This window comes from Pseudomonas sp. VS40, assembly GCF_018587885.1.
Classification (GTDB): domain Bacteria; phylum Pseudomonadota; class Gammaproteobacteria; order Pseudomonadales; family Pseudomonadaceae; genus Aquipseudomonas; species Aquipseudomonas pergaminensis.
In genome coordinates, this window is sequence record NZ_JAGYWD010000003.1 from 297,694 (window position 1) to 324,531 (window position 26,838).

General features: G+C 61.0%; 26 protein-coding genes and 1 pseudogene. 10 read left to right on the plus strand and 17 right to left on the minus strand.

All coding sequences use genetic code 11. From position 1 onward, the window contains the following. Positions 1-6: 6 nt before the first annotated feature. On the minus strand, positions 7-987 hold the full coding sequence (exbB, locus tag KHP07_RS10450) for a tonB-system energizer ExbB (protein WP_214497166.1): 981 nt from the start codon (positions 985-987) through the stop codon (positions 7-9). A gap of 186 nt (positions 988-1,173) precedes the next feature. Here exbB and KHP07_RS10455 point away from each other — a divergent pair, with 186 nt between their 5' ends. Further along, positions 1,174-2,025: an SDR family oxidoreductase gene (locus KHP07_RS10455; RefSeq protein WP_099493221.1), complete on the plus strand. Its 852-nt coding sequence runs from the start codon at positions 1,174-1,176 to the stop codon at positions 2,023-2,025. A gap of 123 nt (positions 2,026-2,148) precedes the next feature. Here KHP07_RS10455 and KHP07_RS10460 read toward each other — a convergent pair whose 3' ends face one another. The 6 genes from KHP07_RS10460 to KHP07_RS10485 form a co-directional block, all read right to left on the minus strand. Next, positions 2,149-2,892, minus strand: coding sequence for a hypothetical protein (locus tag KHP07_RS10460; protein WP_078050740.1), 744 nt, complete (start codon positions 2,890-2,892; stop codon positions 2,149-2,151). Between the two features lie 57 nt (positions 2,893-2,949). After that, the gene (gene ridA / locus KHP07_RS10465; protein WP_003176922.1) at positions 2,950-3,330 is read right to left on the minus strand and encodes a deaminase RidA; all 381 of its coding nucleotides are present in this window, start codon (positions 3,328-3,330) and stop codon (positions 2,950-2,952) included. Between the two features lie 22 nt (positions 3,331-3,352). Beyond that, positions 3,353-5,458, minus strand: a complete 2,106-nt coding sequence (spoT, locus tag KHP07_RS10470; RefSeq protein ID WP_078050739.1) for a bifunctional GTP diphosphokinase/guanosine-3',5'-bis pyrophosphate 3'-pyrophosphohydrolase — start codon at positions 5,456-5,458, stop codon at positions 3,353-3,355. A gap of 60 nt (positions 5,459-5,518) precedes the next feature. After that, on the minus strand, positions 5,519-5,782 hold the full coding sequence (gene rpoZ, locus KHP07_RS10475; RefSeq protein WP_003176920.1) for a DNA-directed RNA polymerase subunit omega: 264 nt from the start codon (positions 5,780-5,782) through the stop codon (positions 5,519-5,521). A 167-nt stretch (positions 5,783-5,949) separates the two neighbouring features. Then, positions 5,950-6,570, minus strand: coding sequence for a guanylate kinase (gmk, locus tag KHP07_RS10480; RefSeq protein ID WP_010168203.1), 621 nt, complete (start codon positions 6,568-6,570; stop codon positions 5,950-5,952). A gap of 10 nt (positions 6,571-6,580) precedes the next feature. Then, the gene (locus KHP07_RS10485) at positions 6,581-7,444 is read right to left on the minus strand and encodes a YicC/YloC family endoribonuclease (RefSeq protein WP_078050738.1); all 864 of its coding nucleotides are present in this window, start codon (positions 7,442-7,444) and stop codon (positions 6,581-6,583) included. Positions 7,445-7,630: 186 nt separating this feature from the next. On the opposite strand from KHP07_RS10485, the gene rph reads away from it, so the two are divergent. Together rph and KHP07_RS10495 are read left to right on the plus strand one after the other, a co-directional pair. Next, a complete protein-coding gene (gene rph, locus KHP07_RS10490) occupies positions 7,631-8,353 on the plus strand; it encodes a ribonuclease PH (protein WP_010207511.1) in 723 nt (240 codons plus the stop codon). Between the two features lie 22 nt (positions 8,354-8,375). Then, positions 8,376-8,747 carry a DUF4870 domain-containing protein gene (locus KHP07_RS10495; RefSeq protein ID WP_025856354.1) on the plus strand — a complete coding sequence of 124 codons (372 nt, stop codon included), beginning with the start codon at positions 8,376-8,378 and terminating at the stop codon, positions 8,745-8,747. Positions 8,748-8,805: 58 nt separating this feature from the next. Here KHP07_RS10495 and crc read toward each other — a convergent pair whose 3' ends face one another. Beyond that, positions 8,806-9,585: a catabolite repression control protein Crc gene (gene crc / locus KHP07_RS10500; protein ID WP_003195493.1), complete on the minus strand. Its 780-nt coding sequence runs from the start codon at positions 9,583-9,585 to the stop codon at positions 8,806-8,808. Positions 9,586-9,667: 82 nt separating this feature from the next. Between crc and pyrE the strand changes: the two genes are divergently transcribed. Then, positions 9,668-10,312, plus strand: a complete 645-nt coding sequence (gene pyrE / locus KHP07_RS10505; protein ID WP_028618476.1) for an orotate phosphoribosyltransferase — start codon at positions 9,668-9,670, stop codon at positions 10,310-10,312. 100 nt (positions 10,313-10,412) lie between these two features. Here the strand turns inward: pyrE and argB are convergent, their stop codons facing one another. The 4 genes and pseudogenes from argB to coaBC all read right to left on the minus strand — a co-directional run bounded on the left by argB (position 10,413) and on the right by coaBC (position 14,669). Next, complete coding sequence (gene argB, locus KHP07_RS10510) at positions 10,413-11,318, minus strand: acetylglutamate kinase (RefSeq protein ID WP_016975925.1); 906 nt, start codon at positions 11,316-11,318, stop codon at positions 10,413-10,415. Between the two features lie 19 nt (positions 11,319-11,337). Continuing rightward, positions 11,338-12,753, minus strand: a pseudogene (locus KHP07_RS10515) (phosphomannomutase/phosphoglucomutase); the annotation flags it as partial. A gap of 246 nt (positions 12,754-12,999) precedes the next feature. After that, the gene (dut, locus tag KHP07_RS10520; RefSeq protein WP_078050734.1) at positions 13,000-13,455 is read right to left on the minus strand and encodes a dUTP diphosphatase; all 456 of its coding nucleotides are present in this window, start codon (positions 13,453-13,455) and stop codon (positions 13,000-13,002) included. Between the two features lie 5 nt (positions 13,456-13,460). After that, on the minus strand, positions 13,461-14,669 hold the full coding sequence (gene coaBC, locus KHP07_RS10525) for a bifunctional phosphopantothenoylcysteine decarboxylase/phosphopantothenate--cysteine ligase CoaBC (protein ID WP_010207499.1): 1,209 nt from the start codon (positions 14,667-14,669) through the stop codon (positions 13,461-13,463). Positions 14,670-14,830: 161 nt separating this feature from the next. Between coaBC and radC the strand changes: the two genes are divergently transcribed. Further along, entirely contained in the window at positions 14,831-15,505 is a 675-nt protein-coding gene (gene radC, locus KHP07_RS10530; RefSeq protein ID WP_078050733.1) for a RadC family protein, read from the plus strand. Positions 15,506-15,973: 468 nt separating this feature from the next. Here radC and KHP07_RS10535 read toward each other — a convergent pair whose 3' ends face one another. Next, complete coding sequence (locus KHP07_RS10535; protein WP_078050732.1) at positions 15,974-17,566, minus strand: ABC transporter substrate-binding protein; 1,593 nt, start codon at positions 17,564-17,566, stop codon at positions 15,974-15,976. A 458-nt stretch (positions 17,567-18,024) separates the two neighbouring features. On the opposite strand from KHP07_RS10535, the gene rpmB reads away from it, so the two are divergent. Together rpmB and rpmG are read left to right on the plus strand one after the other, a co-directional pair. Then, entirely contained in the window at positions 18,025-18,258 is a 234-nt protein-coding gene (rpmB, locus tag KHP07_RS10540; RefSeq protein ID WP_010207494.1) for a 50S ribosomal protein L28, read from the plus strand. Between the two features lie 11 nt (positions 18,259-18,269). Continuing rightward, entirely contained in the window at positions 18,270-18,425 is a 156-nt protein-coding gene (gene rpmG / locus KHP07_RS10545; protein WP_003176906.1) for a 50S ribosomal protein L33, read from the plus strand. 72 nt (positions 18,426-18,497) lie between these two features. Here rpmG and KHP07_RS10550 read toward each other — a convergent pair whose 3' ends face one another. Then, positions 18,498-18,860 (minus strand): cupin domain-containing protein, encoded by a 363-nt coding sequence (locus KHP07_RS10550; RefSeq protein ID WP_015886527.1) that lies wholly within the window; start codon positions 18,858-18,860, stop codon positions 18,498-18,500. A 230-nt stretch (positions 18,861-19,090) separates the two neighbouring features. Between KHP07_RS10550 and KHP07_RS10555 the strand changes: the two genes are divergently transcribed. After that, entirely contained in the window at positions 19,091-20,584 is a 1,494-nt protein-coding gene (locus KHP07_RS10555) for an aldehyde dehydrogenase (RefSeq protein ID WP_078050731.1), read from the plus strand. Positions 20,585-20,733: 149 nt separating this feature from the next. Then, a complete protein-coding gene (locus tag KHP07_RS10560) occupies positions 20,734-21,876 on the plus strand; it encodes an MFS transporter (protein WP_214497167.1) in 1,143 nt (380 codons plus the stop codon). Between the two features lie 124 nt (positions 21,877-22,000). Here KHP07_RS10560 and KHP07_RS10565 read toward each other — a convergent pair whose 3' ends face one another. Together KHP07_RS10565 and KHP07_RS10570 are read right to left on the minus strand one after the other, a co-directional pair. After that, positions 22,001-23,569: a phospholipase D family protein gene (locus KHP07_RS10565; protein WP_078050729.1), complete on the minus strand. Its 1,569-nt coding sequence runs from the start codon at positions 23,567-23,569 to the stop codon at positions 22,001-22,003. A gap of 62 nt (positions 23,570-23,631) precedes the next feature. After that, complete coding sequence (locus KHP07_RS10570; protein ID WP_214497168.1) at positions 23,632-25,056, minus strand: aminotransferase-like domain-containing protein; 1,425 nt, start codon at positions 25,054-25,056, stop codon at positions 23,632-23,634. Between the two features lie 167 nt (positions 25,057-25,223). On the opposite strand from KHP07_RS10570, the gene KHP07_RS10575 reads away from it, so the two are divergent. Beyond that, positions 25,224-25,448, plus strand: coding sequence for a DUF1127 domain-containing protein (locus tag KHP07_RS10575; RefSeq protein ID WP_100491886.1), 225 nt, complete (start codon positions 25,224-25,226; stop codon positions 25,446-25,448). On the opposite strand, the gene KHP07_RS10580 is transcribed toward KHP07_RS10575, so the two are convergent. After that, a complete protein-coding gene (locus KHP07_RS10580; RefSeq protein WP_078050726.1) occupies positions 25,449-26,741 on the minus strand; it encodes an NAD(P)/FAD-dependent oxidoreductase in 1,293 nt (430 codons plus the stop codon). Positions 26,742-26,838: the final 97 nt, after the last annotated feature.

Below are 26,838 nucleotides of genomic sequence, written 5' to 3' on the forward strand. Positions count from 1 at the left end.
GGCCGATTACCCCACTTTCACCATGTGCGGTTGCGAGCTGCGCTCGGTAGGCAGGTGATCGAGGTCGCGGCTGACCAGCAGCAGGACTTCCGCCGACGCGTCCGATACCTGAGCCTTGTAGCCGGCAATCGAACGGGCGAAGACGTTGTAGATCACTACCGCAGGAATCGCTGCAACCAGGCCCAGGGCAGTCGCCAGCAGGGCCTCTGCGATGCCTGGGGCAACGACGGCGAGGTTGGTGGTCTGGGTTTTGGCGATGCCGATGAAGCTGTTCATGATGCCCCACACGGTACCGAACAGGCCGACGAAGGGCGCGGTGGAACCAATGGTCGCCAGCACGCCGGTGCCGCTGCTCATGTTACGACCGCAGGCCGCTACCAGGCGCTCCAGGCGGAAGGCCACACGTTCCTTGATGCCTTCTTTTTCGCGGGTGTTGGCCGACAGGCGCATTTCTTCCAGCGCGTCGTGCACCAGGGTGTTGGCCAGGGTGCCTTTCTTGGTCGCGCTTTCGCTGGCTTCCTTGAGGGTGGTGGCCTTTTTCAGGTGGACGATTTCAGTGCGCAGACGACGTTTGGCGCCCAGCAGCTCGAAGCCTTTGGCGATCCAGATGGTCCAAGTGATGATCGAGGCGATGGCCAGGCCGATCATGACCGCTTTAACCACCACGTCAGCGTTCTGGTACATGCCCCACGGCGACAGGTCGTGGGCCATGCCCAGGGTGTTGTCTTCTTCCAGCACCACGCCAGTGTCGTCAGCGGCGGCAGGGTCAGCAGCCTGGGCCGGGTCGGTGGCAGCGGGCGCTGCGCTTGGTGCTGCCGGTGCCGCGGCATTGTGCTCGGCGGCAGCCGGGGTGGCTGGCGCGGTGGCGTCAGCGAAGGCAGCGGTCGGTGCCAGCAGTACGCTGAACAGCAGCGCAGCAATCGCACGCCAGGCGCGGGATGGGCTGTGAAGCTTGGTTGGCGAAGCGGGGGTTGTATTACGTGTCATGCTGGCCGGACCTAAGTAAAAAAATGAGTGATCGTCCTTCCAGACCCTGAGGTCGAGGACAAATGGGCGGTTATTATTGCAAGTAATTCTTGTTAACTAAAGTAATACAGTTACTTTATTTGCCCTTTTTCTGGCCGTCGGTCACTCGCGAGGGCTAACCTAGACCTTTCAGTACGGAGTTTTGTGATGTCTGCGCCTTCTGTTGTGATTGCCGGTTGTGGCGACGTGGGTAGTCGGCTGGCCAGCCAGTTGCTGGCCTCGGAATGGGAGGTCCATGGCCTGCGCCGCGATATTTCGCGGCTCCCCGAGGGGGTGATCGGCATCGCCGGCGACCTGTTCAAGAAAGATTGCCCTGACACCTGGCCGATCGGCGGGGTGGATTACCTGGTGTACTGCGCGGCTGCGACGGACCACGACGAAGCCGGCTATCGCGCCGCCTACGTACAAGGGCTCAAGCATGTGCTGGAGTGGCTGGGCGACTACGGCCAGACGCCCAAGCACCTGCTGTTTGTATCGAGCAGCAGTGTCTACGGGCAACAGAACGGCGAGTGGGTCGATGAAACGTCGCAGACTCAGGCGAAGGGATATTCCGGGCAAGTCATGCTGGAGGCTGAGCAAGTGGCGCTCAACAGCGGCATCCCGGCCAGCATTGTCCGCCTGACCGGTATTTACGGCCCCGGCCGCGAATGGCTGCTGACCCAGGTGCGCCAAGGTTATCGCGTGGCAACCGACCCACCTTTATATGGCAACCGCATTCACGCGGACGACGCAGCGGGTCTGCTGGCATTTTTGTTGCGGCATGTAGAAAAGGGCGGCTCGCTGGACACGATCTACATCGGCGTCGACAACGCGCCTGCGCCACTGGCGGAGGTGGTGGGCTGGTTACGCGAGTACCTGGGTGTGACCGAGTGGGCCGATGATGCGAGTGTTCGGCGCGCTGGCAGCAAGCAATGCAGCAATGCGCGAATCAAAGCGTTGGGTTGGGTGCCGACTTACCCGACTTACCGCGAAGGCTACGCGGCGATCCTGAAAGGCTGAAATGCGCTGAAAATGTGGGAGCGGGCTTGCTCGCGAAAGCGCTGTGTCAGTCACTGAATGTGCTTCTGATAAACCGCTTTCGCGAGCAAGCCCGCTCCCACATTTGGATACGCGTTAGGCTGCTTATTGCTTTTCAAGCAGCCATTGGCGTGGACCTGGCGTGAACGAGGGGACTTCATCCGCCTGTGCGGTATTGATCGCCTGGAAGATCTCCAGCTGTTTGCCCTTGCGGGTAAAGATCCACGGGTTGCCCTGGCCATTGAGTTGCAGCCAGATGCTGTCGTAGCCGCCGCTCATGGACGCGCAATCGCCCGCCAGGCACAGCGAGTACTGATCGACATTGGGCAAGCCGGCGACCTTGCCATTAGCCTGGAACTGCACGATGGCGCCGCTGCCGAAGCCGTCGGCGATTTTCCAGTCGCCGCCCATGTAGGCCGCGTACAGCGCACGTTCGAAGTTGGCGCCGATGGGCGCACCGTCCGGCGCGGGTTCTTTGGCGCGGGCAAACAGCTGTTCAGGCTCGTTGTCGTTGGCCACTTGCAACAGTTGCTTGCCTTTGCGCTTGAGTTCGGTGGCGGAGCTGCCGTAGAAGTCCACACTCCAGGCGCCGGACTTTTCTCCCAGCAACTTGCCTTCCGCTACTTCAAAACCGTTGTAGTAGCGGGCTTGCGAGGCCTTGGTGTTGACCTCCCATTCGAGGTTCGGGCCGAAGCTCTGCAAGGCTTCACGCAAAGGGCCGCCTTTGGCTGCCGCATCAATGGCGACCTGGTTGATCCAGGTGCCGCTCACATCCAGGTCGGCGGGGTTGCTGGCACAGCCGCCGAGCAACAGGGCGAGCATTGATGAGGCTACAAGCGCTTTGCGCATCATGAAATCCTTCTGAAACGAAGTCGGCGCAGCCTGTGGGGGGCTGCGCCGGGTGTTTTACTCGATGACCAGAATCGCGTCCATCTCTACCTGCGCACCCTTTGGCAGGGCAGCAACGCCGATGGCGGCGCGAGCTGGGTAAGGCTGTTCGAAGTACTTGCCCATGATCTCGTTGACCTTGGCGAAGTGGCTCAGGTCGGTGAGGAAGATGTTGAGCTTGACGATGTCCTTGAACGAGCCGCCAGCAGCTTCGGCCACCGACTTGAGGTTCTCGAAGACCTGTACGGTCTGTGCTTCAAAGCCTTCCACCAGTTCCATGGTCTTTGGGTCCAGCGGGATCTGGCCGGACATGTAGACGGTGTTGCCTGCCTTGATCGCCTGGGAGTAAGTGCCAATGGCGGCCGGGGCTTTATCGCTGGTGATAACAGTCTTGGTCATGAATGACTCCTTGTAATGTGGCTTAGGCGCGCATGCGAGTGATGCGGATCACACCCGTCAAGGCACGCAGTTTCTTGATCACGCGGGCCAGGTGCACGCGGTCGTGGACGCTGACCACCAGCTGGACCACGCTGATGCGACCATCGCGTTCGTCCATGCTGATCTTCTCGATATTGCCGTCGGCCGCGTTGACGCTGCTGGCGAGCAGGGCGATCAGGCCGCGCTGGTGTTCCAGCTCCACCCGCAACTCGACGTTGAATTCGCCGGTGACATCCTTGGCCCACGAGAGCTGGATGCATTTTTCGGGGTTGTGGCGGATTTCGGTGATGTTGCGGCAGTTGTCCAGGTGCACCACCATGCCTTTGCCCGCCGACAAATGGCCGACAATCGGGTCGCCCGGGATTGGCGTACAGCACTTGGCGTAGCTGAGTACCAGGCCCTCGGTGCCGCGAATCGCCAGCGGACCTTCGGGGCTTGGCAATTGTTCGCCTTCGCCGAGCAGGCGGCGGGCGACCACGTAGGCCATGCGGTTGCCCAGGCCGATATCTTCCAGCAGGTCTTCGATGGTTTCCTGGCGATACTCGTGGAGCATCGCTTGCACGCGCTCTGTAGGAATCTTGTCGAGGGCACTGTCGAAACCGTTGAGCACCTTGTTCAGCAGGCGTTCGCCCAGGCTGATGGACTCGGAACGACGCTGCAGTTTCAGTGCGTGACGAATGTGCGTGCGCGCCTTGCCGGTGACCACGAAGTTGAGCCAGGCCGGGTTCGGGCGTGCGCCCGGTGCACTGACGATCTCGACCGTGGAGCCGCTTTGCAGTGGTTCGGACAGCGGCGCGAGACGACGATTGATCCGACAGGCGATGCAGCTGTTGCCCACATCGGTGTGCACGGCGTAGGCGAAGTCGACCGCCGTGGAGCCTTTGGGCAGCTCCATGATCCGGCCTTTGGGCGTGAACACGTAGACCTCGTCCGGAAACAGGTCGATCTTCACGCTTTCGATGAATTCCAGGGAGTTGCCGGCCCGTTGCTGCATTTCCAGCACGCCCTTGACCCACTGGCGGGCGCGGGCATGGGTGCCTTTGGGCTGCTCGTCGCCGCTGGATTTATACAGCCAATGGGCGGCGATGCCGTTGTTGGCCATCTCTTCCATTTCGCGGGTGCGAATCTGGATCTCGATCGGCACCCCGTGCATGCCGAACAGCGTGGTATGCAGCGACTGGTAGCCGTTGGCCTTGGGGATCGCGATGTAATCCTTGAAACGGCCTGGCAGGGGTTTGTACAAATTATGTACAGCGCCCAGCACGCGGTAGCAGGTGTCGACCTTGTCGACGATGATCCGGAATGCATACACATCCATGATCTCGTTGAAGGCCCGGCGCTTGCCGCGCATCTTCTTGTAGATGCCGTAGATGTGTTTCTGCCGGCCGCTGACCTCGCCCTCGATCTCATCGATCGCCAGGCAATGGCTCAGGGACTCTTCGATCTTGTTGACGATTTCCTTGCGGTTGCCACGGGCGCGCTTGACCGCCTGGTAGATGCGCGCCGAACGCATCGGATGCATGGCTTTGAAGCCGAGGTCTTCGAATTCGATACGAATGGCGTGCATGCCCAGCCGGTTGGCGATGGGCGCGTAGATTTCCAGGGTTTCCTTGGCGATGCGTCGGCGTTTTTCGCCGGACAGCACCTCCAGCGTGCGCATGTTGTGCAGCCGGTCGGCCAGCTTGACCAGGATCACGCGAATGTCGCGTGCCATGGCCATGGCCATTTTCTGGAAGTTTTCCGCCTGGGCTTCGGCCTTGGTCTCGAAGTTCATCTGGGTCAGTTTGCTGACCCCGTCGACCAGTTCGGCCACGGTTTCGCCAAATTGCGCGCTGAGCGCTTCCTTGGCAATACCGGTGTCTTCGATCACGTCATGCAGCATCGCGGCCATCAGGCTCTGATGGTCCATGTGCATGTCGGCCAGGATATTTGCCACCGCAAGAGGATGGGTGACATACGCCTCGCCACTGCGGCGGCGTTGGCCGTCGTGGGCTTGTTCGGCGTAGAAATACGCTCGGCGGACCAGGTTGACCTGGTCTGGGCCGAGGTAGGTCGATAAGCGATCGGCGAGGGCGTCTATGCTCGGCAAAGGAAGAACTCCTGCCGTTGGCTGTGACCCCGCGCCGTGCTACGTCGACCAGGCATAGGCTTAGACGGCCTCGTTGGACTCGTCCTCGAACGCTGCAAACAGCGGTTCGTCTTCAACGATTTCGGCGTTGGCGATGAACTCGTAGCTCATCAGGCCTTCAGCGATTTCACGCAGGGCTACAACGGTAGGCTTGTCGTTTTCCCACTGGACCAGGGGCTCTTTGCCGCCAGTGGCCAGTTGACGGGCACGCTTGGTAGAGAGCATGACCAGCTCAAAGCGGTTATCCACGTGTTCTAGGCAGTCTTCAACGGTTACGCGGGCCATGGTATTCCTCGGAGCGAATGCAAGATGCGCGCTGCCCGGTTGGGCGAGCGGACTCAACAGTTTAAAAAATCACCAGCGTTTAGGGAAGCGCTGATTTCTCGCAGGCCCTCGCAAAACCGCTACAAGTGCCAATGTAAAGCCCTTGCAGCCGTTTTGGGAAGAGCCAATCAACCGAGCAGTTCGGCCAGTAATTTGCCGAAACGCTGTTGCTGACGCTTTTGCTGGAGCTGGTTGGTGCGGAAAATCGCCTTCAAATCGTCCAGCGCGTGGGCAAAATCGTCATTGATGATCAGGTAGTCGTAGTCGACGTAGTGGCTCATTTCGCTGACGGCTTCACGCATGCGGCCTTCGATGATCTCGTCGCTGTCCTGGCCGCGATTGGTCAGGCGCTGGTGCAACGCCTCCAGCGACGGCGGCAAGATGAAGATCGAACGCGCCTTGGGCATCAACTGGCGCACTTGCTCGGCGCCCTGCCAGTCGATTTCCAGAATGAGGTCGTGGCCTTCGTCCAGGGTTTGCTGCAAGTGGCTCTGCGACGTGCCGTAGAGGTTGCCGAACACTTCGGCGCGCTCCAGGAAGTCGCCGTGTTCGATCATCTTGACGAACTCGGTGCGCTCGACGAAGTGGTAGTGCACGCCGTTCACCTCGCCCGGACGCATGGCGCGGGTGGTGTGGGAGACCGAGATGCGGATCTGCTCGTCAGCGTCGGTCAAGGCCTTGACCAGGCTGCTCTTGCCCGCGCCCGAAGGGGCGGAAATGATGTAAAGGGTGCCGGTGCTGTGGGTCATGGGGGTTGCCTTACTCAATATTCTGTACTTGTTCGCGCATCTGCTCGATCAACACCTTGAGGTTGACCGCAGCCGTGGTGCTGCGCGGATCGAACGCCTTGGAGCCCAGTGTATTGGCTTCGCGGTTGAGTTCCTGCATCAGGAAGTCCAGGCGCCGACCGGCGGCACCGCCGGACTTGAGCACGCGGCGCACTTCGAGGATGTGGGTGCTCAGGCGGTCCAGCTCTTCGGCGACGTCGCTCTTTTGCGCCAGCAGGACCATTTCCTGCTCCAGACGCACCGGGTCAAGGTCGGCCTTCATGTCGGTGAAACGGTCGAGCACCTTCTGGCGCTGGGTGGCGAGCATCTGTGGGACCAGCTCGCGCAGGGTCACTACGTCTTCTTCGATCGAGGTCAGGCGCTCATTGATCAGGCGAGCCAGCTCGGCGCCTTCGCGCTCGCGGCCGGCCTTGAGCTCCTTGAGGCCTTGGTTGAACAGGGCCAAGGCTTCGGCGTTGAGGGCTTGCGGGTCGGTGGCGTCGGCCACCAGCACGCCGGGCCAGGCCAGCACTTCCAGGGGGTTGAGCGCGGCCGGCTGCTTGATCAGGCCGGCGATGGTTTCGGCGGCGGCCACCAGCTGTGCGGCGCGGTCGCGGTCGACCTGCAGCGGCTTGCCGGTGGTTTCTTCGGTAAAACGCAGGGTGCATTCCAGCTTGCCGCGGGAAATACCTTGGCGCAACGCTTCACGCACGGCGCCTTCGAGGTCGCGGAACGACTCCGGCAGACGCAGGTGCGGCTCCAGGTAACGGCTGTTGACCGAGCGCAGTTCCCAGCTCAGGGTGCCTTGTACGCCGGCTTTTTCGACGCGGGCGAAGGCGGTCATGCTGTGCACCATGGAGGTACCTCGCGTTGCAGTCCCGCAAACACGGGCTGATGGTTAAGAAGGCGCAGGATTGTAGCGCAGTGGAACGAGCGCGCCCAAACCCGAGCATTCGTAACTGGATTTTTTAGCAGTGCCCCGAACCGGCTCGCGGCTCTATAATGCTCGGCAGTTTTTCGTCCTCAGTACAGGTGTCTCCCTATGAAACGTCCAAGTGGTCGCGCTGCCGATCAGCTCCGCTCGATCCGCATCACCCGCAACTACACCAAACACGCCGAGGGTTCTGTACTGGTCGAGTTTGGCGATACCAAGGTCATCTGCACCGTCAGCGTCGAAAACGGCGTGCCGCGCTTCCTCAAAGGCCAGGGCCAGGGTTGGTTGACCGCCGAGTACGGCATGCTGCCGCGCGCCACTGGCGAACGTAATCAGCGTGAAGCCAGTCGTGGCAAGCAAGGCGGCCGCACCCTGGAAATCCAGCGTCTTATCGGCCGCTCCCTGCGCGCAGCCCTGGACATGTCCAAGCTGGGCGACGTGACCCTGTATGTCGACTGTGACGTGATCCAGGCCGACGGCGGTACCCGTACCGCGTCTATCACCGGCGCCATGGTGGCCCTGGTTGACGCGCTGAAAGTGATCAAGAAACGTGGCGGCCTGAAAGCAGGCGACCCGCTCAAGCAAATGATCGCAGCTGTGTCGGTAGGCATGTACCAGGGCGAGCCAGTGCTGGACCTGGACTACCTGGAAGACTCGGCCGCCGAGACCGACCTGAACGTGGTCATGACCAGCACCGGTGGTTTCATCGAAGTGCAGGGCACCGCCGAAGGCGCGCCCTTCCAGCCGGCCGACCTGAACGCCATGCTGGCCCTGGCCCAGAAAGGCATGACCGAAATCTTCGAGCTGCAGAACGCCGCCCTGGCTGACTGAGCCCGTTTCAAGGAGAAACGCCATGAATGACAACAGCCAAATGCCGGTGCCTACGCCTTCCTACGAAGTGCGCCAGGGGGCAATGTTGTGCCATCTCGCGGCGTTTCTGGGCTTCGTGTTTCCCTTCGGTAGCGTCGTGGGGCCACTGATCCTGTGGCAGATGAAGAAAGAAGTGGACCCGTTCATTGATGATCAGGGCAAGGAAGCGCTGAACTTCCAGATCACCGTGGCCATCGCCTGGATCGCTTGCATCGTGCTGGCTTTTGCAGTGATTGGCTTTTTCCTGATGGTTGCCCTGGCGATCGCCACGGTGGTGCTGACTATCATTGGCAGCATCAAGGCCAACAAGGGGATTGTTTATCGCTACCCCTTGACCTGGCGCCTGATCAAATAATGAGCACCCACAAAAAAACCGACAGCGATGTCGGTTTTTTTGTGCCTGGAAAAAGACCTTAGATGGTCAATGTCCAGTCGTAGTCCACGATCAGCGGCGCGTGCTGCGAGAAGCGTGGCTGCCGCGGCAGGCGTGCGCTGCGCACGAACCGGCGCAGACCAGGGGTCAGCAACTGATAATCGAAACGCCAGCCCAGGTTGAGCATCTCAGCCTGTTCGTTATCTGGCCACCAGCTGTACTGGTCGCCTTCGCGGCTGACTTCACGCAGTGCATCCACATAGCCCATGTTGCCGACAATCTCGTCCATCCAGGCGCGTTCCGGCGCCAGGAAGCCCGGGGATTGCTGGCTGTCGCGCCAGTTCTTGATATCCAGCTTCTGTTGCGCCACGTACAGCGAGCCACAATAAATGTACTCGCGACGTTTGCGCCGCTGTTTATCCAGATAACGGGCGAAATCGTCCATTAGCTTGAACTTCTGGTTCAAGTCTTCATCGCCGTTCTGCCCCGAAGGAAGCAGCAAGGTCGCGATGCTGACCTTGTCGAAATCGGCTTGCAGGTAGCGCCCGTAGCGGTCGGCTGTCTCGAAGCCGAGGCCGCTGATGACCGCCTTGGGTTGCAACCGCGAATACAAAGCCACGCCACCTTGGGTGGGCACTTCGGCATCGCAGGCATAAAGGAAGTAGCCATCCAGTTGGAAGGCTGGGTCGTCCAGTTCAAAGGCGGAGGCGCGGGTATCCTGCAGGCAGATGACGTCGGCATTCTGGGCTTGCAGCCAACTGAGCAAACCACGCTCGACTGCAGCCTGAATACCATTAACGTTCACACTGATGATCCGCATAAATGGCCCCAAAAATCGCGTGCGTGTATGATACACGCCGTCTACCTAATTAGCTAAATCCGTGGTATCTGAGGCTTTTTTCATGCAGGCGTATCAACGCGATTTCATTCGTTTTGCCATCGATCGCGGCGTTTTGCGCTTCGGTGAGTTCACTCTGAAGTCCGGGCGCACCAGCCCGTACTTCTTTAATGCGGGCTTGTTCAACTCGGGTTCGGCCCTGGCTCAGCTGGGTCGTTTCTATGCGGCCGCCATCGTTGAAAGTGGTATTTCCTTCGACGTCCTGTTTGGCCCGGCCTACAAGGGCATCCCCCTGGCCGCGGCCACAGCTGTGGCCCTGGCTGAACATCACGGGCAGGATTTGCCATGGTGCTTCAACCGTAAAGAGGCCAAGGCGCATGGTGAAGGCGGCAGCCTGGTCGGGGCTCCGCTCAAGGGCGATGTGCTGATCATTGACGACGTGATCACTGCTGGTACCGCCATCCGTGAAGTGATGCAGATCATCGCTTCCCAGGACGGCGCCAAGGCTGCCGGTGTGCTGATCGCGCTGAACCGCCAGGAGCGTGGCAACGGTGAGTTGTCCGCGATCCAGGAAGTGGAACGCGATTTCGGCATTCCCGTGGTCAGCATCGTGTCACTGAACCAGGTGCTGCAGTTCCTGGAAGATGATCCACAGCTCAAGCAGCACCTGCCGGCGGTGCGTGCATATCGCGAGCAGTTTGGCGTCTGACCCACCGCCTTCGCGGGCAAGCCCGCTCCCACAGGGGAGCAGCGTGCATAAAAAAGGCCCCGCTCAATCATATTGAGCGGGGCCTTTTTGTTTTCAGCGTTTAGGGGCGCTTGCGGTTACTGATCAACGTGCCCATGCCGGTATCCGTGAAGATCTCCAGCAGTACCGCATTCGGTACCCGGCCATCGATGATCAGCGAGCTGCCCACACCGCCTTGCACCGCTTCCAGCGCGCAACGGATCTTCGGCAGCATGCCACCGTAGATGGTGCCGTCGGCGATCAGTTCGTCGACCTGTTGGGTCGTCAGGCCGGTCAACACCTTGCCTTCCTTGTCCATCAAGCCGGCGATGTTGGTCAGCAGCATCAGCTTTTCAGCCTTCAATGCTTCGGCCACCTTGCCGGCCACCAGGTCGGCGTTGATGTTGTAGGACTCGCCATTGGCGCCCACGCCGATCGGCGCAATCACCGGAATGAAATCGCCCTTGACCAGCAGGTTCAGCAGGTCGGTGTTAACGCCAACCACTTCGCCCACTTGGCCGATGTCGATGATTTCCGGCTGGGTCATCTCCGGCGTCTGGCGGGTCACGGTCAGTTTTTTCGCACGGATCAGCTCCGCATCCTTGCCGGTCAGACCGATGGCGCTGCCGCCATGGCGGTTGATCAGGTTGACGATGTCCTTGTTGACCTGGCCGCCGAGCACCATTTCCACCACGTCCATGGTCTGCGCGTCAGTGACGCGCATGCCATCGATGAAGTGACTCTCGATCGACAAGCGTTTGAGCAGATCGCCGATTTGCGGGCCGCCACCGTGGACCACCACCGGGTTGATCCCGACGGCTTTCATCAACACGATGTCGCGGGCAAAGCCGGTTTTCAGCTCGTCGCTTTCCATGGCATTGCCGCCGTACTTGATCACCAGCGTCTTGCCGACATAGCGCCGGATGTAAGGCAACGCTTCGGAAAGGACCTTGGCAGTGTTGGCAGCGGCTTCGCGTTCGAGGGTCATTCAGGGCTCCGGTAAAAAATCAGAACGGTAATTGGAGATCAGGGGCAACACGTTTCAACTGGGCGTGGAACACGTCCTTGATGCGCTGCAACTCAGCCTCGGTATCCGCCTCGAAACGCAGGACCAGCACCGGTGTGGTGTTGGACGCGCGAACCAGGCCCCAGCCTTTGGCGTAATCGACTCGCACACCATCAATGGTGGTCAGGTTGGCGCCTTCACCCCATTGCGCATCGTGCAGTGCGTCAATGATGCTGAATTTGCTCTCCTCGGTCACATGGATATTGATCTCTGGCGTAGAAATATCGTTCGGGAAGGTCTGGAACAGCTCTTCGGCGGTGGATTTTTCCTTGCTGAGGATCTCCAGCAGGCGCGCAGCGCTGTAAATACCGTCATCAAAGCCGAACCAGCGCTCCTTGAAGAACACGTGACCGCTCATTTCGCCAGCCAATAGCGCGCCGGTTTCCTTCATTTTCTTTTTGATCAACGAGTGACCGGTCTTCCACATTAGCGGGCGACCGCCATATTCCTTGATCAGCGGGGTGAGGCGGCGAGTGCACTTCACGTCGAAGATGATTTCGGCGTTGGCATTGCGCGCCACCACGTCACGGGCAAACAGCATCAGCAGGCGATCCGGGAACACGATTTCGCCGGTCTCGGTCACCACACCCACGCGGTCGCCGTCCCCGTCGAAGGCCAGGCCCACATCAGCCCCGGTTTCCTTGACCTTGGCGATCAGGTCCACCAGGTTCTCAGGCTTGCCCGGGTCCGGGTGGTGGTTGGGGAAGTTGCCGTCGACCTCGCAGAACAACGGAATCACTTCGCAGTTCAAGGCTTCGAGCAACTGCGGGGCGATCACGCCGGCCGCGCCGTTGCCGCAGTCCACAACCACTTTGAGGCGGCGCGCGAGTTTGACGTCACGGGTGATTTCGTCAGAGTAGCGCTGCAGTATGTCGACTTTGGTAATGGTGCCCTTACCGCTGGTCAGGTCGTTATTTTTCAGGCGCTCGTGCAGGGCCTGAATCTGTTCGTTGGCCAGGGTGTCGCCAGCAATGACGATCTTGAAACCGTTGTAGTCCGACGGGTTATGGCTGCCGGTGAGCATCACCCCGGACTTGCCGGCCAGTACGTTGGCTGCGTAGTACAGCGCAGGCGTCGGCACCAGGCCGACGTCGCTCACATGGCAACCGCTGTCGGCCAGGCCCTGGATCAACTGCTCCACCAGTTCCGGGCCGGACAGGCGACCGTCACGGCCGACCGAAACGTTGGGCTCATCCTGGGCCAGGCTCTGGGAGCCGATGGCGCGGCCAATCCAATAGGCGGTTTCGGCAGTCAGGGTCTTGGGCACCACGCCACGAATGTCATAGGCGCGAAAGATGCTGTCGGGGAATGTCGGGGCTACTCGGGCTGCGGTACTCATCGCGGGGGGAAACTCCATCTGAAAGGGGCAAGGCTGGCCTTAATGTGGCTGACCGGCAGGCTCAAACTGAAGGGTATGACGACGTTTTCGGCAGAGAGTTCGTGGTGCAAAAATGCCATCGGAGCACTGGCTCCACCTTGCTGTCTGCGTAATGCTTTGATTTCTATGGGGAAATCTCGCTCATAAAGTCCGCGCATTCTTCGTCCTGAAAAGCCTTGCGGTGGCGTCGGGCCGGGCAAGGGTGCCCGGCCAGATTCAGCTTAGTCAGTGACTGCCGGAATGCCCGAAACCACCTGCGCCGCGCTGGGTTTCATCGAATTCCTCGACCAGTTCGAAGTGCGCCTGCACCACCGGCACCAGTACCAACTGGGCAATGCGCTCGCCGACGGCGATGTTGAACGCGGTCTGGCCACGGTTCCAGCACGACACCATCAACTCGCCCTGATAGTCCGAGTCGATCAGCCCCACCAGGTTGCCCAGCACGATGCCGTGTTTGTGGCCCAGGCCGGAGCGCGGCAGGATCAGCGCCGCCAAGCCAGGATCACCGATATAGATCGACAGGCCGGTCGGAATCAGGAGGGTCTGGCCCGGCTCAAGGACGGTGTCTTGCTTGAGCATGGCGCGCAGGTCAAGGCCGGCGGAGCCCGGTGTGGCGTAGGCCGGCAGTGGGAATTCGTTGCCGATGCGTGGGTCGAGGATCTTGGCTTGCAAAGCGTGCATGGAAATTAAACCTGGTTCAGCCGTTGGGCGATAAAAGAGATCAGTTGGCGGGCAATCTTGCCTTTGCTGGTCTGGGCGAAAACGGTGGCGTGCAACTCGCGGTCGATCACGCTGATGGCATTTTCCTCGCTGTTGAAGCCAATGCTCGGGTTGGCGACATCATTGGCAACGATCAGATCGAGGTTTTTGTCTTTCAATTTGCGTGCTGCGTAGTCCAGCAGGTGCTCGGTCTCGGCGGCAAAGCCAACACTGAACGGTCGGTCCGCACGGGTGGCGATGGTCGCCAGGATGTCCGGGTTGCGCACCATTTGCAGGAGCAGGCCGTCACCGCTTGTAGGGTCTTTCTTGAGTTTTTGCGGGGCGACGACTTCCGGGCGGTAGTCCGCCACCGCTGCCGAGGCGATAAACAGGTCGCACGGAATGGCTGCCTCACAGGCCGCCAGCATGTCGCGGGCGCTGACTACGTCGATTCGCGTGACCCGATCAGGGGTCGGCAAATGCACAGGGCCGGTGATCAAGGTGACACGTGCGCCTGCCTCGACCGCCGCTTCGGCCAAGGCAAAGCCCATTTTCCCTGAGCTATGGTTGGTGATGTAGCGCACCGGGTCGATATTTTCCTGAGTCGGGCCTGCCGTGATCAGCACGTGCTTGCCGGTCAGGGCCAGGTGCTGGAAACACTCGGCGGCACACAGCGCCAGGTCGGTGGCTTCGAGCATGCGGCCCATGCCGACGTCGCCACAGGCCTGGCTGCCGGAGGCCGGGCCGAACACCTTGAGGCCACGGCTTTGCAGGAGTTGGGTGTTGGCTTGGGTGGCTGGGTCGCGCCACATGGCCTGGTTCATGGCCGGGGCGATGGCAACGGTAGCGTCGGTGGCCAGTACCAGGGTGGTCAGCAGGTCATCGGCAATGCCCTGGGCCAGGCGGGCGATCAGGTCGGCAGTGGCCGGCGCGATCAGCACCAGGTCGGCCCATTTGGCCAGCTCGATGTGACCCATGGCGGCTTCGGCCGCGGGGTCCAGCAGATCCAGGTGAACCGGGTGCCCGGACAATGCCTGCATGGTCAGCGGGGTGATGAATTCACTGCCACCGCGCGTCATGACCACGCGCACTTCGGCGCCTTGGTCCAAGAGCCTGCGGACCAGCTCTGCGCTCTTGTAGGCGGCAATGCCGCCGCCAACGCCGAGAACGATGCGTTTCCGATACAGACGCTGCATTGGTTTGCCTTTCCAGTTCAGTGATGCCAGTTCAGTGACGCCTGCGATGCCCCCTCCCCAGGGGAAATCGCCTGCAAAAAAGAGGGCCTACGATAACACAGCGTCCGCTTGGCAACAGCGGCGCACATGGCGCATAGCGCGCATAGGGACAGGGAGGTGGGATGAGTATTCGCGATTGGCCAGCAGCAGAGCGGCCGCGAGAGAAGCTTTTGGAGTGGGGCGCCGCAAGCCTGTCGGATGCCGAGTTGTTGGCGATCTTCCTGCGTACCGGGGTTTCCGGCAGGAGCGCGGTGGACCTTGCGCGCCATTTGTTGGCGCAGTTCGGCGGCTTGCGCCCACTGCTGGAGGCCAGCCAGACATTGTTCAACCAACAATTGGGTCTGGGGCCGGCGAAGTTTGCCCAGTTGCAGGCGGTGCTGGAAATGGCCAAGCGGCACATGGCCGAGCGCCTGCGAAGCGACTCGGTGCTGGAAAGCCCCGTGGCCGTGCGGGACTACCTGAAGGCCATGCTGCGCCATGAGCCTCATGAGATCTTCGGCTGCCTGTTTCTTGATTCAAGGCACAGGGTGCTGGGCTTCGAGGCGTTGTCCCAAGGCACCATCGACACGGCGATGGTGTATCCCCGGCAGGTGGTCAAGCGCGCTTTGGCCTACAACGCCGCGGCGTTGATCCTGTGCCATAACCATCCTTCCGGCAGCCTTGAGCCGAGCGCAGCTGATCGAAAATTGACCAAATTGCTGCAGAAAGCCCTGGAAGTGGTGGACGTGCGGGTGCTGGACCACATCATTGTCGGGGATGGTGACCCGTTGTCGATGGCGGAATATGGTTGGATGTAGGAACTGGCTTGCTCGGAAAGTTGGCCTGAAAGACGACCACTGTCTATCTGTTGCCCCGCGATCCAGATGTGGGAGCCAGCTTGCCTGCGAAGGCGGCCTGACAGCCGACCTGGATAGTGGATCAGACCGGGTACATATCCGTTATTTGGAGGAAGGCTGCTATGGGTTCCGCCCTTACGGCGGCTCACTTTGGAAAAGCCGGAATGCCGGCCCAGCCCAAAGTAAGCAAAGGGTTCTTGCCCCAACACTCGGCACCTCGCCTAGGCTCGGTGTACCCGTAATCCGACAGGTATTTTGGCGGCTAAACCGGCATCCCTGCCGGTTTACCCCCAAATCCCTGTCGAACTCCGGCCAGCGTGTTTGATGGGGCGCTTTAGATCAAAAGCGGATCAAGAGCAGGATCAAGAACGACTCGCTTCGCATCTTGGTTAGCTTGGTCTAGATACCTACGGCCTTCGTACGGGGCGGTTACGGTTTAACGCTGACTTTGGAGAAGTCCTGCCGGCCGAACGGGCTCACTTGGTAGCCTTCGATGTTTTTGCGGGCCAGGGCAAACGCGGTTGGGTGTGCAAGCGGCAGCCACAGTGCCTGCTGCTGGATCTGCGCTTGGGCCTGCTGGTACAGCTTGCTGCGTACACCTTGTTCGCTGGTGGTCTTGCCGGCGCTGATCAGCTTGTCCAGCGCTGGGTCGCAGTAGCGGGCGAAGTTGGTGCCGGATTTCACCGCTGCGCAGGAGAACTGCGGGGTCAGGAAGTTATCCGGGTCGCCGTTGTCGCCGGCCCAGCCCATGAACAGCAGGTCGTGCTCCCCAGCTTTGGCGCGGCGAATCAGCTCGCCCCATTCGATCACGCGGATCTCGGCCTGGATGCCGACCTTGGCCAGGTCCGCTTGCAGCAGTTGTGCGCCGAGGTTGGGGTTGGGGTTCAGCAGGCTACCGGTAGGGCGGGTCCAAATGGTGGTCTTGAAACCGTCCTTGAGCCCGGCGCGGTCGAGCAGTGCCTTGGCCTTGGCAAGGTCTTGTGGATAACCGGGCAGGTCCTTGGCGTAGCTCCAGGTGTTGGGCGGGTAAGGGCCGTTGGCGGCTTCGGCGGTGCCTTCAAACACGGCTTTGAGGTAGCTGCCTTTGTCGAAGGCCAGGTTGATCGCCTGGCGCACTTCCGGCTTGTCCAGGGGCGGATGCTGGCTGTTGATGGCCACGAAGGCGGTCATGAATGCAGCGGTTTTTTCCACTTTGAGTGCCGGGTCCTTCTCGGCCTCGCCCACATCCAGCGGCTTGGGCGACAGGGCAATCTGGCACTCATCGCGATGCAACTTCTGCAAGCGCACGTTGGCGTCCGGCGTGATGGCGAAGATCAAGTTATCCACAGACGGTTTGCCAGCGAAGTAGTCAGGGTTGGCCTTGTAGCGCACCACGGCATCCTTCTGGAAACGGCTGAAGATGAACGGCCCGGTGCCGATCGGCTGGCTGTTGAGCTTCTCCGGCGTGCCGGCCTTGAGCAGTTTGTCGGCGTATTCCGCCGGGTAGATCGAGGCAAAACCCATGCTCAGGGCGGCGAGGAAGGTGGAGTCGGCGTGATCCAGGGTAAAGCGCACGGTCAGCGGATCGAGGGCGTCGATTTTCTTCACCAGCGTCGGCAGTTGCAGCGACTGGGCGTGGGGGAAGCCGCTCTGGGCGATTTTGTGCCATGGGTTGGCCGGATCGAGCATGCGCTCGAAGCTGAAGCGCACGTCTTCGGCGGTCAGGGTACGGCTTGGGGTGAAGTAATCGGTGCGGTGGAATTTCACCTCCGGGTGCAGCTTGAAGGTATAGGTCAGGCCATCCGGCGAAACTTCCCAACTGTCCGCCAGGCTTGGCACCAGTTTGCCGCTGGCCGCATCGTAGTCCACCAGGCGGTTCATCAGCACGTCGGCCGAAGCGTTGGTAGTGGTCAGCGAGTTGTATTGCACCACATCGAACCCTTCGGGGCTGGCCTCGGTGCAGACGCTCAGGTTGCTGGCGGCAGAGGCCAGCGGGGCGATAAAGAGAGGGGCTAGCAATAGCGGTAGGGCAGCGAGGCGCATGTTCGGTTTCCTTTGCAGATCGAAGGCCCATCTGCGAGTGCAGTCTGGAAAAGTCCTACCGTAGTGGTCTGATAGGTAAATGACTAGCCCATTTTTGCCTGTGCTTTTGCGCCAAATGCTGTTTTGATGGCACCTCAGCGCGTTTTGTCGTGCACTTCACCGTGCCCGCGAGCGCTGAAAATCATTCTGTGCGACGAGCGGTCGGCTGTGACAGCGGCCCCTCCTGGCAACGGTTCAGGCGCCTTCCGCCAAGATTTACGCCAGTAAAAACACGCGGGCTGTTGTTGCGCTGGGGTCTTTCTGGTATAAAGCAGCGCTCTTTTCTAGGGGCCCGGTTCCTTCGCTTGTAGGTGTAGCCGGTAAGACCCTAAAGAAACGCGGCGCCTGGCGCCAAATGACTGAGAGATTAAGCGGCCAACCCATGCCGGGTTGGGCATGTGGTTTTAGAGGGCTGAGGCATGTCGAGAGTCTGTCAAGTTACCGGTAAGGGTCCGGTGACTGGGAATAACATTTCCCACGCAAATAACAAAACCCGTCGTCGTTTCCTGCCGAACCTGCAGCATCACCGCTTCTGGGTTGAAGAAGAGAAACGTTTCGTCCGTCTGCGCGTATCTGCTAAAGGCATGCGCATCATCGACAAGCGTGGCATCACTGTCGTGCTGGCTGAATTGCGCCGCGCTGGCACAATCTAAGGAGCTATATCATGCGTGAATTGATTCGAATGATCTCTAGCGCCGGTACTGGTCACTTCTACACTACCGACAAGAACAAGCGTACTACTCCGGACAAGCTCGAAAAGAAAATGTTCGACCCGCGCGTTCGCAAGCACGTGATCTACAAAGAAGGCAAAATCAAGTAATTGATTTTCCTCCTTGTGAAAAAAAGCCCGTATCTCACGATCCGGGCTTTTTTTTGCCTGCGATTTGGCTGATCAGGCTTTCTGTTCGAACACCACGTAGATCTTGCGGCAAGGCTCCAGCACTTCCCAAGTGCCACTGAACCCGGCAGGGATCACAAAGCGGTCGCCGGCGCGCAAGGTCTTGGCATTGCCATCGGCATCACGCAGCACGGACACGCCTTGCACAATCTCGCAGTACTCATGCTCGGTGTAATTGACCTTCCACTGCCCGACCTCGCCTTCCCAAACGCCGGCACTCATCTGGCCGCACGGGCTGTTGTAGTGGTTGTAGATCGTTTGCTCGGGATCGCCCTTGAGGATTTTTTCGGCAGCGGGGCGGTAGCGGTCTGGGGCGGTGCTGGCTTGGCTGAAGTCGACGATGTCCTGGATGCTCATGTGCGTGTCCCGTCTGGCCTGCGGTTGGAGAGCCCAAAGTCTATGTTTATTAAAATGAACATCGCAAGGGCGTTTACTGGCGTTATGTCAAATATATTGAAACACCCCCAGCCGCTGGTTTAGGGTGGCAGCTGCCTTGAGCCGAACAGCTGGCTGGCGGGGCAAGCATTCTTTGAGGCTGCCGGGGCACATCGCCTGGCCCTTGTATTCAATAAGAGGAGGACACTCGCATGACCACCCTGACCCGTGCCGACTGGGAACAACGCGCCAAGGATCTCAAGATCGAAGGCCGTGCCTACATCAATGGCGAGTACACCGCCGCCGCTTCCGGTGATACCTTCGAATGCATCAGCCCGGTCGATGGCCGCCTGCTGGCCACTGTTGCCAGCTGTGACGCCGCCGATGCCCAGCGCGCCGTGGAAAACGCGCGTGCCACGTTCAATTCCGGCGTGTGGTCGCGCCTGGCGCCGGCCAAACGCAAGTCCGCCATGATCCGTTTCGCCGCGTTGCTCAAGGCCAATGCCGAAGAGCTGGCGCTGCTCGAAACCCTGGACATGGGCAAGCCGATCAGCGACTCCCTGAACATCGATGTACCCGGCGCGGCGAATGCCCTGAGCTGGAGCGGCGAAGCGATCGATAAGATCTACGACGAAGTCGCGGCTACCCCGCACGACCAACTGGGCCTGGTGACCCGTGAGCCGGTTGGCGTCGTCGGCGCCATCGTGCCGTGGAACTTCCCGCTGATGATGGCCTGCTGGAAACTGGGCCCGGCGCTGTCCACTGGTAACTCGGTGATCCTCAAGCCGTCCGAAAAATCCCCGCTGACTGCCATCCGCATCGCGGCCCTGGCCGTTGAGGCTGGTATTCCAAAAGGCGTGTTCAACGTGCTGCCGGGCTACGGCCACACGGTCGGCAACGCGCTGGCACTGCACATGGACGTCGACACCCTGGTGTTCACCGGTTCCACCAAAATCGCCAAGCAACTGTTGATCCGCTCCGGCGAATCGAACATGAAGCGTGTCTGGCTGGAAGCGGGCGGCAAGAGCCCGAACATCGTGTTTGCCGACGCGCCGGACCTGCAAGCCGCAGCCGAATCCGCCGCCGGTGCCATTGCCTTCAACCAGGGTGAGGTCTGCACCGCAGGTTCGCGTCTGCTGGTGGAGCGCTCCATCAAGGACAAATTCCTGCCACTGGTGATCGAGGCCCTCAAAGGCTGGAAGCCCGGCAACCCACTGGACCCGGCCACCAATGTGGGCGCATTGGTAGACACCCAGCAGATGAACACCGTGCTCTCGTACATCGAAGCCGGGCATGCCGACGGCGCCAAGTTGGTCGCCGGTGGCAAGCGCACCCTGGAAGAAACTGGCGGCACTTACGTCGAGCCGACGATTTTCGACGGTGTGACCAACGCGATGAAGATCGCCCAGGAAGAGATCTTTGGTCCGGTCCTGTCGGTGATCACGTTCGACAGTGCCGAGGAAGCGGTCGCCATTGCCAACGACACCCAATACGGCCTGGCCGCAGCGGTGTGGACGGCGGATATCTCCAAGGCGCACCTGACTGCCAAGGCCCTGCGCGCCGGTAGCGTGTGGGTCAACCAGTACGACGGCGGCGACATGACTGCGCCGTTCGGTGGCTTCAAGCAGTCGGGTAACGGTCGCGACAAGTCGCTGCATGCGTTCGACAAGTACACCGAGCTGAAGGCGACCTGGATCAAGCTCTAAGCAACACCGCAGGCCAAATGTGGGAGCGGGCTTGCTCGCGAATGCGGTATGACAGTCACGTATGTATTGACTGGTACGCCGCTTTCGCGAGCAAGCCCGCTCCCACACTGTTTTGTGTGATCTTAAAAACTATCCACAGGAGCGTGGACATGCGTTGGGCGACTTATTTCGCCGTCCTGGCCTCGGTGCTCAGCGTCGGCCTGGCGCTGGGTGTCAGCATGCCGCTGGTGTCCCTGCGCCTTGAAAGCTGGGGTTATGGCAGTTTCGCCATCGGTGTGATGGCGGCGATGCCGGCCTTTGGCGTGCTGCTCGGCGCGAAGGTGTCGAGTCGCCTGGCTTCATGGCTCGGCACCGCCAACCTCATGCGCCTGTGCCTGTGGGCGGGCGCGGTCTCCATCGGTTTGCTGGCGGTCTTGCCCAGCTATCCGGTCTGGCTCGTATTGCGGCTGATGATCGGCGTGATCCTCACCATCGTGTTTATCCTCGGCGAAAGCTGGATCAACCAGTTGGTGGTGGAGCAGTGGCGCGGCCGGCTGGTGGCGCTGTACGGCTGCAGCTATGCCTTGAGCCAGCTGTCGGGCCCGTTGTTGCTGGGGCTGATCGGCACCGACCATGACTACGGTTTCTGGGTGGGCGTAGGCCTGCTGATGGTTGCGCCGCTGTTGCTGCTGGGGCGCTCCGGCGCGCCAAGCGCCGAGTCGTTCAGCGTAACCTTCGCGCAACTGTGGCGCTTCTGCCTGAGCCTCCCCGCGATCGCCTGGGCGGTGGCTTTGTTCGCTGCCTTTGAGGCGATGATCCTCACGTTGCTGCCGGTGTACTGCCTGCAGCAGGGATTCACCGCCGAAATGGCCCTGGCCATGGTCAGCACAGTGGTGGTCGGCGATGCGCTGCTGCAACTGCCCATTGGGGCGCTGGCCGACTACCTGCCTCGGCGCACGTTGTTCCTGAGCTGTGCTGTGTTGTTGCTGGCATCGAGCCTGGCGATTCCTCTGCTGATGCACACGCCGTTGATCTGGCCGATCTGGGTGGTGTTCGGTGCAAGTGCTGGAGGCCTGTTCACCTTGTCGCTGATCCTGATCGGCGAGCGTTACCGCGACGACGCGCTGGTGCGCGCCAATGCCCACGTGGCGCAATTGTGGGGTATCGGCTGCCTGGTCGGTCCCTTGGTGGCCGGTGCTGGCAGCCAGTGGATCAGCGGCCATGCGCTGCCGCTGCTGATGGCAGCCGGTGCGCTGGGCCTGGTGCTGTTGTTGCTGCGCCAAGGTGCATTCGGCACAGCACAGCCGGCCTGATCTGAAAATGCATCCCCTGTAGGCACTGGCTTGCCAGTGATGGCAGTGTGTCAGCCCGCGAGTTGATCAACTGAAACGCCGCCATCGCCGGCAAGCCGGCTCCTACAGTTGCTCTGTGTCGTTTTTAGAGCATGCGTTCCAGGCCGACGGAGGTGGCGAACCAGGCATTGAACCGTCGCCACCAACTGCCCGGCTCGCGGGTCAGGGTGTGCAATTGGCCGTTGTCCTCCGTCACCCATACCACCTGGCCATCCTGCAACTTCGCCTCATAGCTCAAGGCCGGCGCCATGCCTTGCAGGGCCAGGTTGCGCACGTGCTCCGCCAGCTCCGGGCTGTCGACCAGCACACCCACTTCGGTGTTCCACAGCACCGAGCGTGGGTCGAAGTTGAACGAGCCGATAAACGACTTTTCCCGATCAAAGATCATCGCCTTGCTGTGCAGGCTGGAGTCCGAGCCACGGAAGGTGCCGCGCCGGAACAGGTGCGGTCCGCTGCCAGCGCTGGGGTCGCCCGGTTGGCGGCGCAATTCATAGAGTTTCACTCCGTGCTCCAGCAGCGCCTTGCGATAGGGCGCATAACCGCCGTGCACGGCAGGCACGTCGGTTGCCTCCAGGGAATTGGTCAGCAAGCTGACCGACACGCCTGCATCGGCGCGCCCGGTCAGGTACAGCAGCCCCGGTTGCCCCGGCACGAAGTAGGCCGAGATCATCATCAGCTCGTGATTGACCCCTTCCAGTTCCGGCGCGAGCTGGGTGGTGAGCAGCAGGCGAGGGTCCGGATCGGCCTTGGCCAGTACCTTGCTCGGCGCATCCCACAGCGCCTGGTTCCAGGCCCAGATCAGTTCGCGGCGCCAGGTGTCCATGCGCGGTTGGGTCTGGTAGGTGCGCAAGCGGTTGTACAGCGCGTGGTTCTGCTGGCGCGACTCGGCCAGCGACGCTTCCAGGCGTACGCGGGCAGCGGCCAGGTCGCCTTTGGATGGGGTGTTTGAAACGAAGTCGTCGATGGGCTTGCTGAGGGCACTGTTCCAGTATTGGTCGAAACTGTGGCCCAGTTGCTCCGCCACCGGCCCCACGCTAAGCATGTCGATGTCGGTGAAGTTCAGGTTGGGCTCGGCGTCGAAATACTCATCCCCCAGGTTGCGCCCTCCGACGATGGCCACGCTGTTGTCCGCCAGCCACAGCTTGTTGTGCATGCGCCGATGTTGCAGCGAGAGGTTGAACAACCGCCCCATGGCCCGCGTGACGCCTGTGCTGCGGCCCAGGTGCAAAGGGTTGAACAGGCGGATCTCGATCTTGGGATGGGCGGCGAGGGTGGCAATGATCTGGTCGAGGCCGTCGCTGGTGGTGTCATCCAGCAGGATGCGCACCCGCACGCCACGGTCGGCAGCCTTGAGCAGTTCGTCCACGAGCATGCGGGTGCTGATGCCGTCATGCACGATGTAGTACTGCAGGTCGAGGCTGGTCTGGGCGTTGCGGATCAATTCGGCGCGGGCCATGAACGCTTCGCTGCTGTTGGGTAACAGGCGAAAGCCCGAGCGCCCCTGATATGGCGCGGCCTGGGCCTGGATAGAGCGCCCGAACGATGACTGTGCGGCGGGCAGGGCGTCACTGGGGACGCGCGGCGTGCTCACGCTGGCGCAGCCACCCAGGGTCAGGGCTCCCAACAGGAAAAACGGTAATAGCCGTTGAATCATCAAGGGAGTTGCTTCCAGATCAGGGCGGTTGTCGGCATATGACGGCAATTTCCCGCGAAAGGTCAGTCGGCGGTCTCTGCGAGCATCTTGATTGCGGCGGCCCCGACCTTGCGCACGGCTTCTTCAATCTGTGCGGTTGGCTTGGCAGCGTAGTTCATGCGCAGGCAGTTCCGGTATTTGCCCGATGCAGAAAAGATGCTGCCTACCGCTACCTGCACACCTTGCTCAATCAGGACGCGGTTGAGCTTGAGTGTATCGAAGCCCTCAGGCAGCTCGACCCACAGCATGAAACTGCCCTGGGGCCGGCTGGCGCGGGTGCCTGCCGGGAAGTAGCGGCTGACCCAATCGAGCATCAAGTCGCGATTGCGCTGGTATTGCGTGCGCATCCGCCGCAAATGGGGTTCGAAGTGGCCACCCTTGAGGAATTCGGCAATCGCGATCTGCGGCTGCGTGGCGGTAGAGCCGGTGCTGATGTATTTCATGTGCAGCACCCGTTCCAGGTAGCGACCGGGCGCCACCCAGCCGATGCGCAATCCGGGTGCCAGGGTTTTGGAAAACGAGCTGCACAGCAATACACGGCCGTCTTCGTCGAACGACTTAATGGTGCGCGGGCGCGGGTAGCTGTAGGCCAGTTCGCCATACACATCGTCCTCGATGATCGCCACGTCAAAGCGCTGGGCCAGGGTCAGCAGCGCGCGCTTGCGGGCCTCCGGCATGATGTAGCCCAGGGGGTTGTTGCAGTTGGGTGTGAGCTGGATGACCTTGATCGGCCACTGTTCAAGCGCCAGTTCCAAGGCTTCGAGGCTGATGCCGGTGATGGGGTCGGTGGGAATTTCCAGGGCTTTCATCCCCAGGCCCTTGAGTGTCTGCATGGCGCCGTGAAAGCTCGGCGAGTCCACCGCGACGATATCGCCCGGCTCACAAATGGCATGGATGCTGGCGGACAGCGCCTCATGGCAGCCGGTGGTGATCACGATGTCCTCGGCCGTCAGTTGGCAACCGGAATCCAAGCACAGGCGGGCGATCTGCTCGCGCAATTCCATACAGCCGAGGATATTGTCGTAATACAGGCCTGGCAGGTCCTGGCGGCGACTCACGCGGGCCAGGCTGCGTAGCAGCGGCTTGAGGGTGGGCGACAATACATCTGGCATGCCGCGACCCATCTGTATGACATCCTTGCGCGGCACTGCGCGTATCAATTCCAGCACCAGGTCCCACTGGGATATCTCTACCGGTCGTTGGGCCGGGCGGCCGACTTCGGGCAGGGCCGGCAACTCGCGTCCGACCGGCACGAAGTACCCGGATTTTGGCTTGGGCATCGCCAGGCCGTTGTCTTCAAGCAAGCGGTAGGCCTGCTGCACGGTGCTCAGGCTGACCCCGTGTTCCACGCTCAAGGCCCGTACAGACGGCAAGCGATCACCTGGGCGATAGAAGCCCTGTTCGATGCGCGTGCCCAGCAATTCGGCGAGATTCACGTAAAGAGTCATGGCGCTCGCTCCCAGGAGACCAGTACAGATAGCCGGAAAATACAGGATTCAGCCCGTCCTGGGCAGTATCTGTATGGATTTAATAAAGATGGGTTGAATCTGTAATGGTTTCGGCCGCCCGCCCATGCTTGTCACTCAAGGCAACACGGTAAATGAGGGGCAGCAAAATGAACGGTCTAAGCGATGTGCGGCTGACGCTACACAGTCTGGAATTGGAGGCAGAACAAGCGCGTGCGACGGCGCCGCGTGATATCAGCCGCTGGAGCTTGTTCTGGCGCCGTCGCCACACGCGCAAGGCGTTACTGCATTTGACCCGCGAGCAGTTGCGCGATGTGGGGCTGACCGCCGAACAGGCGCGCCAGGAAGGCCTCAAACCCTTCTGGCGCGATTGATCACACCAGTTCTTTGAGCCGGTGCCAGAGCATCCCCAGCGCCAGCAGCGGCGAGCGCAGGTGCTTGCCGCCGGGGAAGGTGATGTGCGGCACTTGGGCGAACAGGTCGAAGCGCCCCTGTTGCTGGCCACTGATGGCTTCGGCCAGCAACTTGCCCGCCAGGTGGGTGGCGTTAAGGCCATGGCCGGCGTAGGCCTGGGCGTAATACACATTGGGTTGGTCGGCCAAGCGGCCAATCTGCGGCAAGCGGTTGGCACCGATGCCGATCATGCCGCCCCATTGGTAATCGATTTTCACGTCGGCCAATTGCGGGAACACCTTGAGCATTTTCGGACGCATATAGGCGCCGATGTCCTTGGGGTCGCGACCGGAGTAGTGGCAGGCACCGCCGAACAGCAGGCGGCGGTCGGCGGACAGTCGGAAGTAATCCACCGTGACACGCTGGTCGCACACCGCCATGTTCTGCGGTAGCAGGTTGGCGGCCTGGGCTTGGCTCAACGGCTCCGTGGCGATGATGTAGCTGCCGGCGGGCAGTACTTTGCCGCTCAAGTGTGGGTTGAGGCCATTGAGGTAGGCATTGCAGGCCAGTACCAGGGTCTTGGCGCGTACGTTGCCTTGGGGGGTGTGCACGTTGACTTCGGGACCGTAGTCGATACGGGTGACTTCAGACTGCTCGAACAGCTTCACGCCCAATTGCTGCGCGGCGGCGGCTTCGCCAAGGGCCAGGTTCAGCGGGTGCAGGTGGCCGGAACCCATGTCGATCATGCCGCCCACGTAGCGGTCCGAACCGATTACGCTGCTCATCTCGTTGGCTTGCAACAGGCGTACTTCGTGGCGATAACCCAGGCCACGCAGCTCTTCGGCGTCTTCGGCCAGGCCTTGCAGGTCGCGAGGCTTGTTGGCGAGGTCGCAGTAACCCCAGGTCAGGTCGCAGGGAATCTGATAGCGCTCGACGCGTTCGCGCACAATCTCCACGGCTTCCAGTCCCATCAGCTTCATCTGGCGCACACCATCGGTGCCGATCACATTGGCGAACTGGTCCAGGCCATGGCCGACGCCACGGATCAGCTGGCCGCCGTTGCGTCCGCTGGCGCCCCAGGCGATCTTGCGCGCTTCCAGCAACACCACGCTGAAACCTTGCTGGGCCAGCTCAAGCGCCGTGTTCAGCCCGGAAAAACCGCCGCCCACCACGCAGACATCGGCCGTCACTTCGCCGATCAGCACCGGATAATCGGGTTGCGGCACGCTGCTGGCGGCGTAATAGGACGGGGTGTGCCGGGCGCTGGCAGTCATGGGGAGCATCCCTGTTTGGAAAATTTGACGCAGGATACAGTGGTCGGATGAAGCTGTCTGCGCAGGACGTTTTGCGGCAGAATCCACACCTATTCGC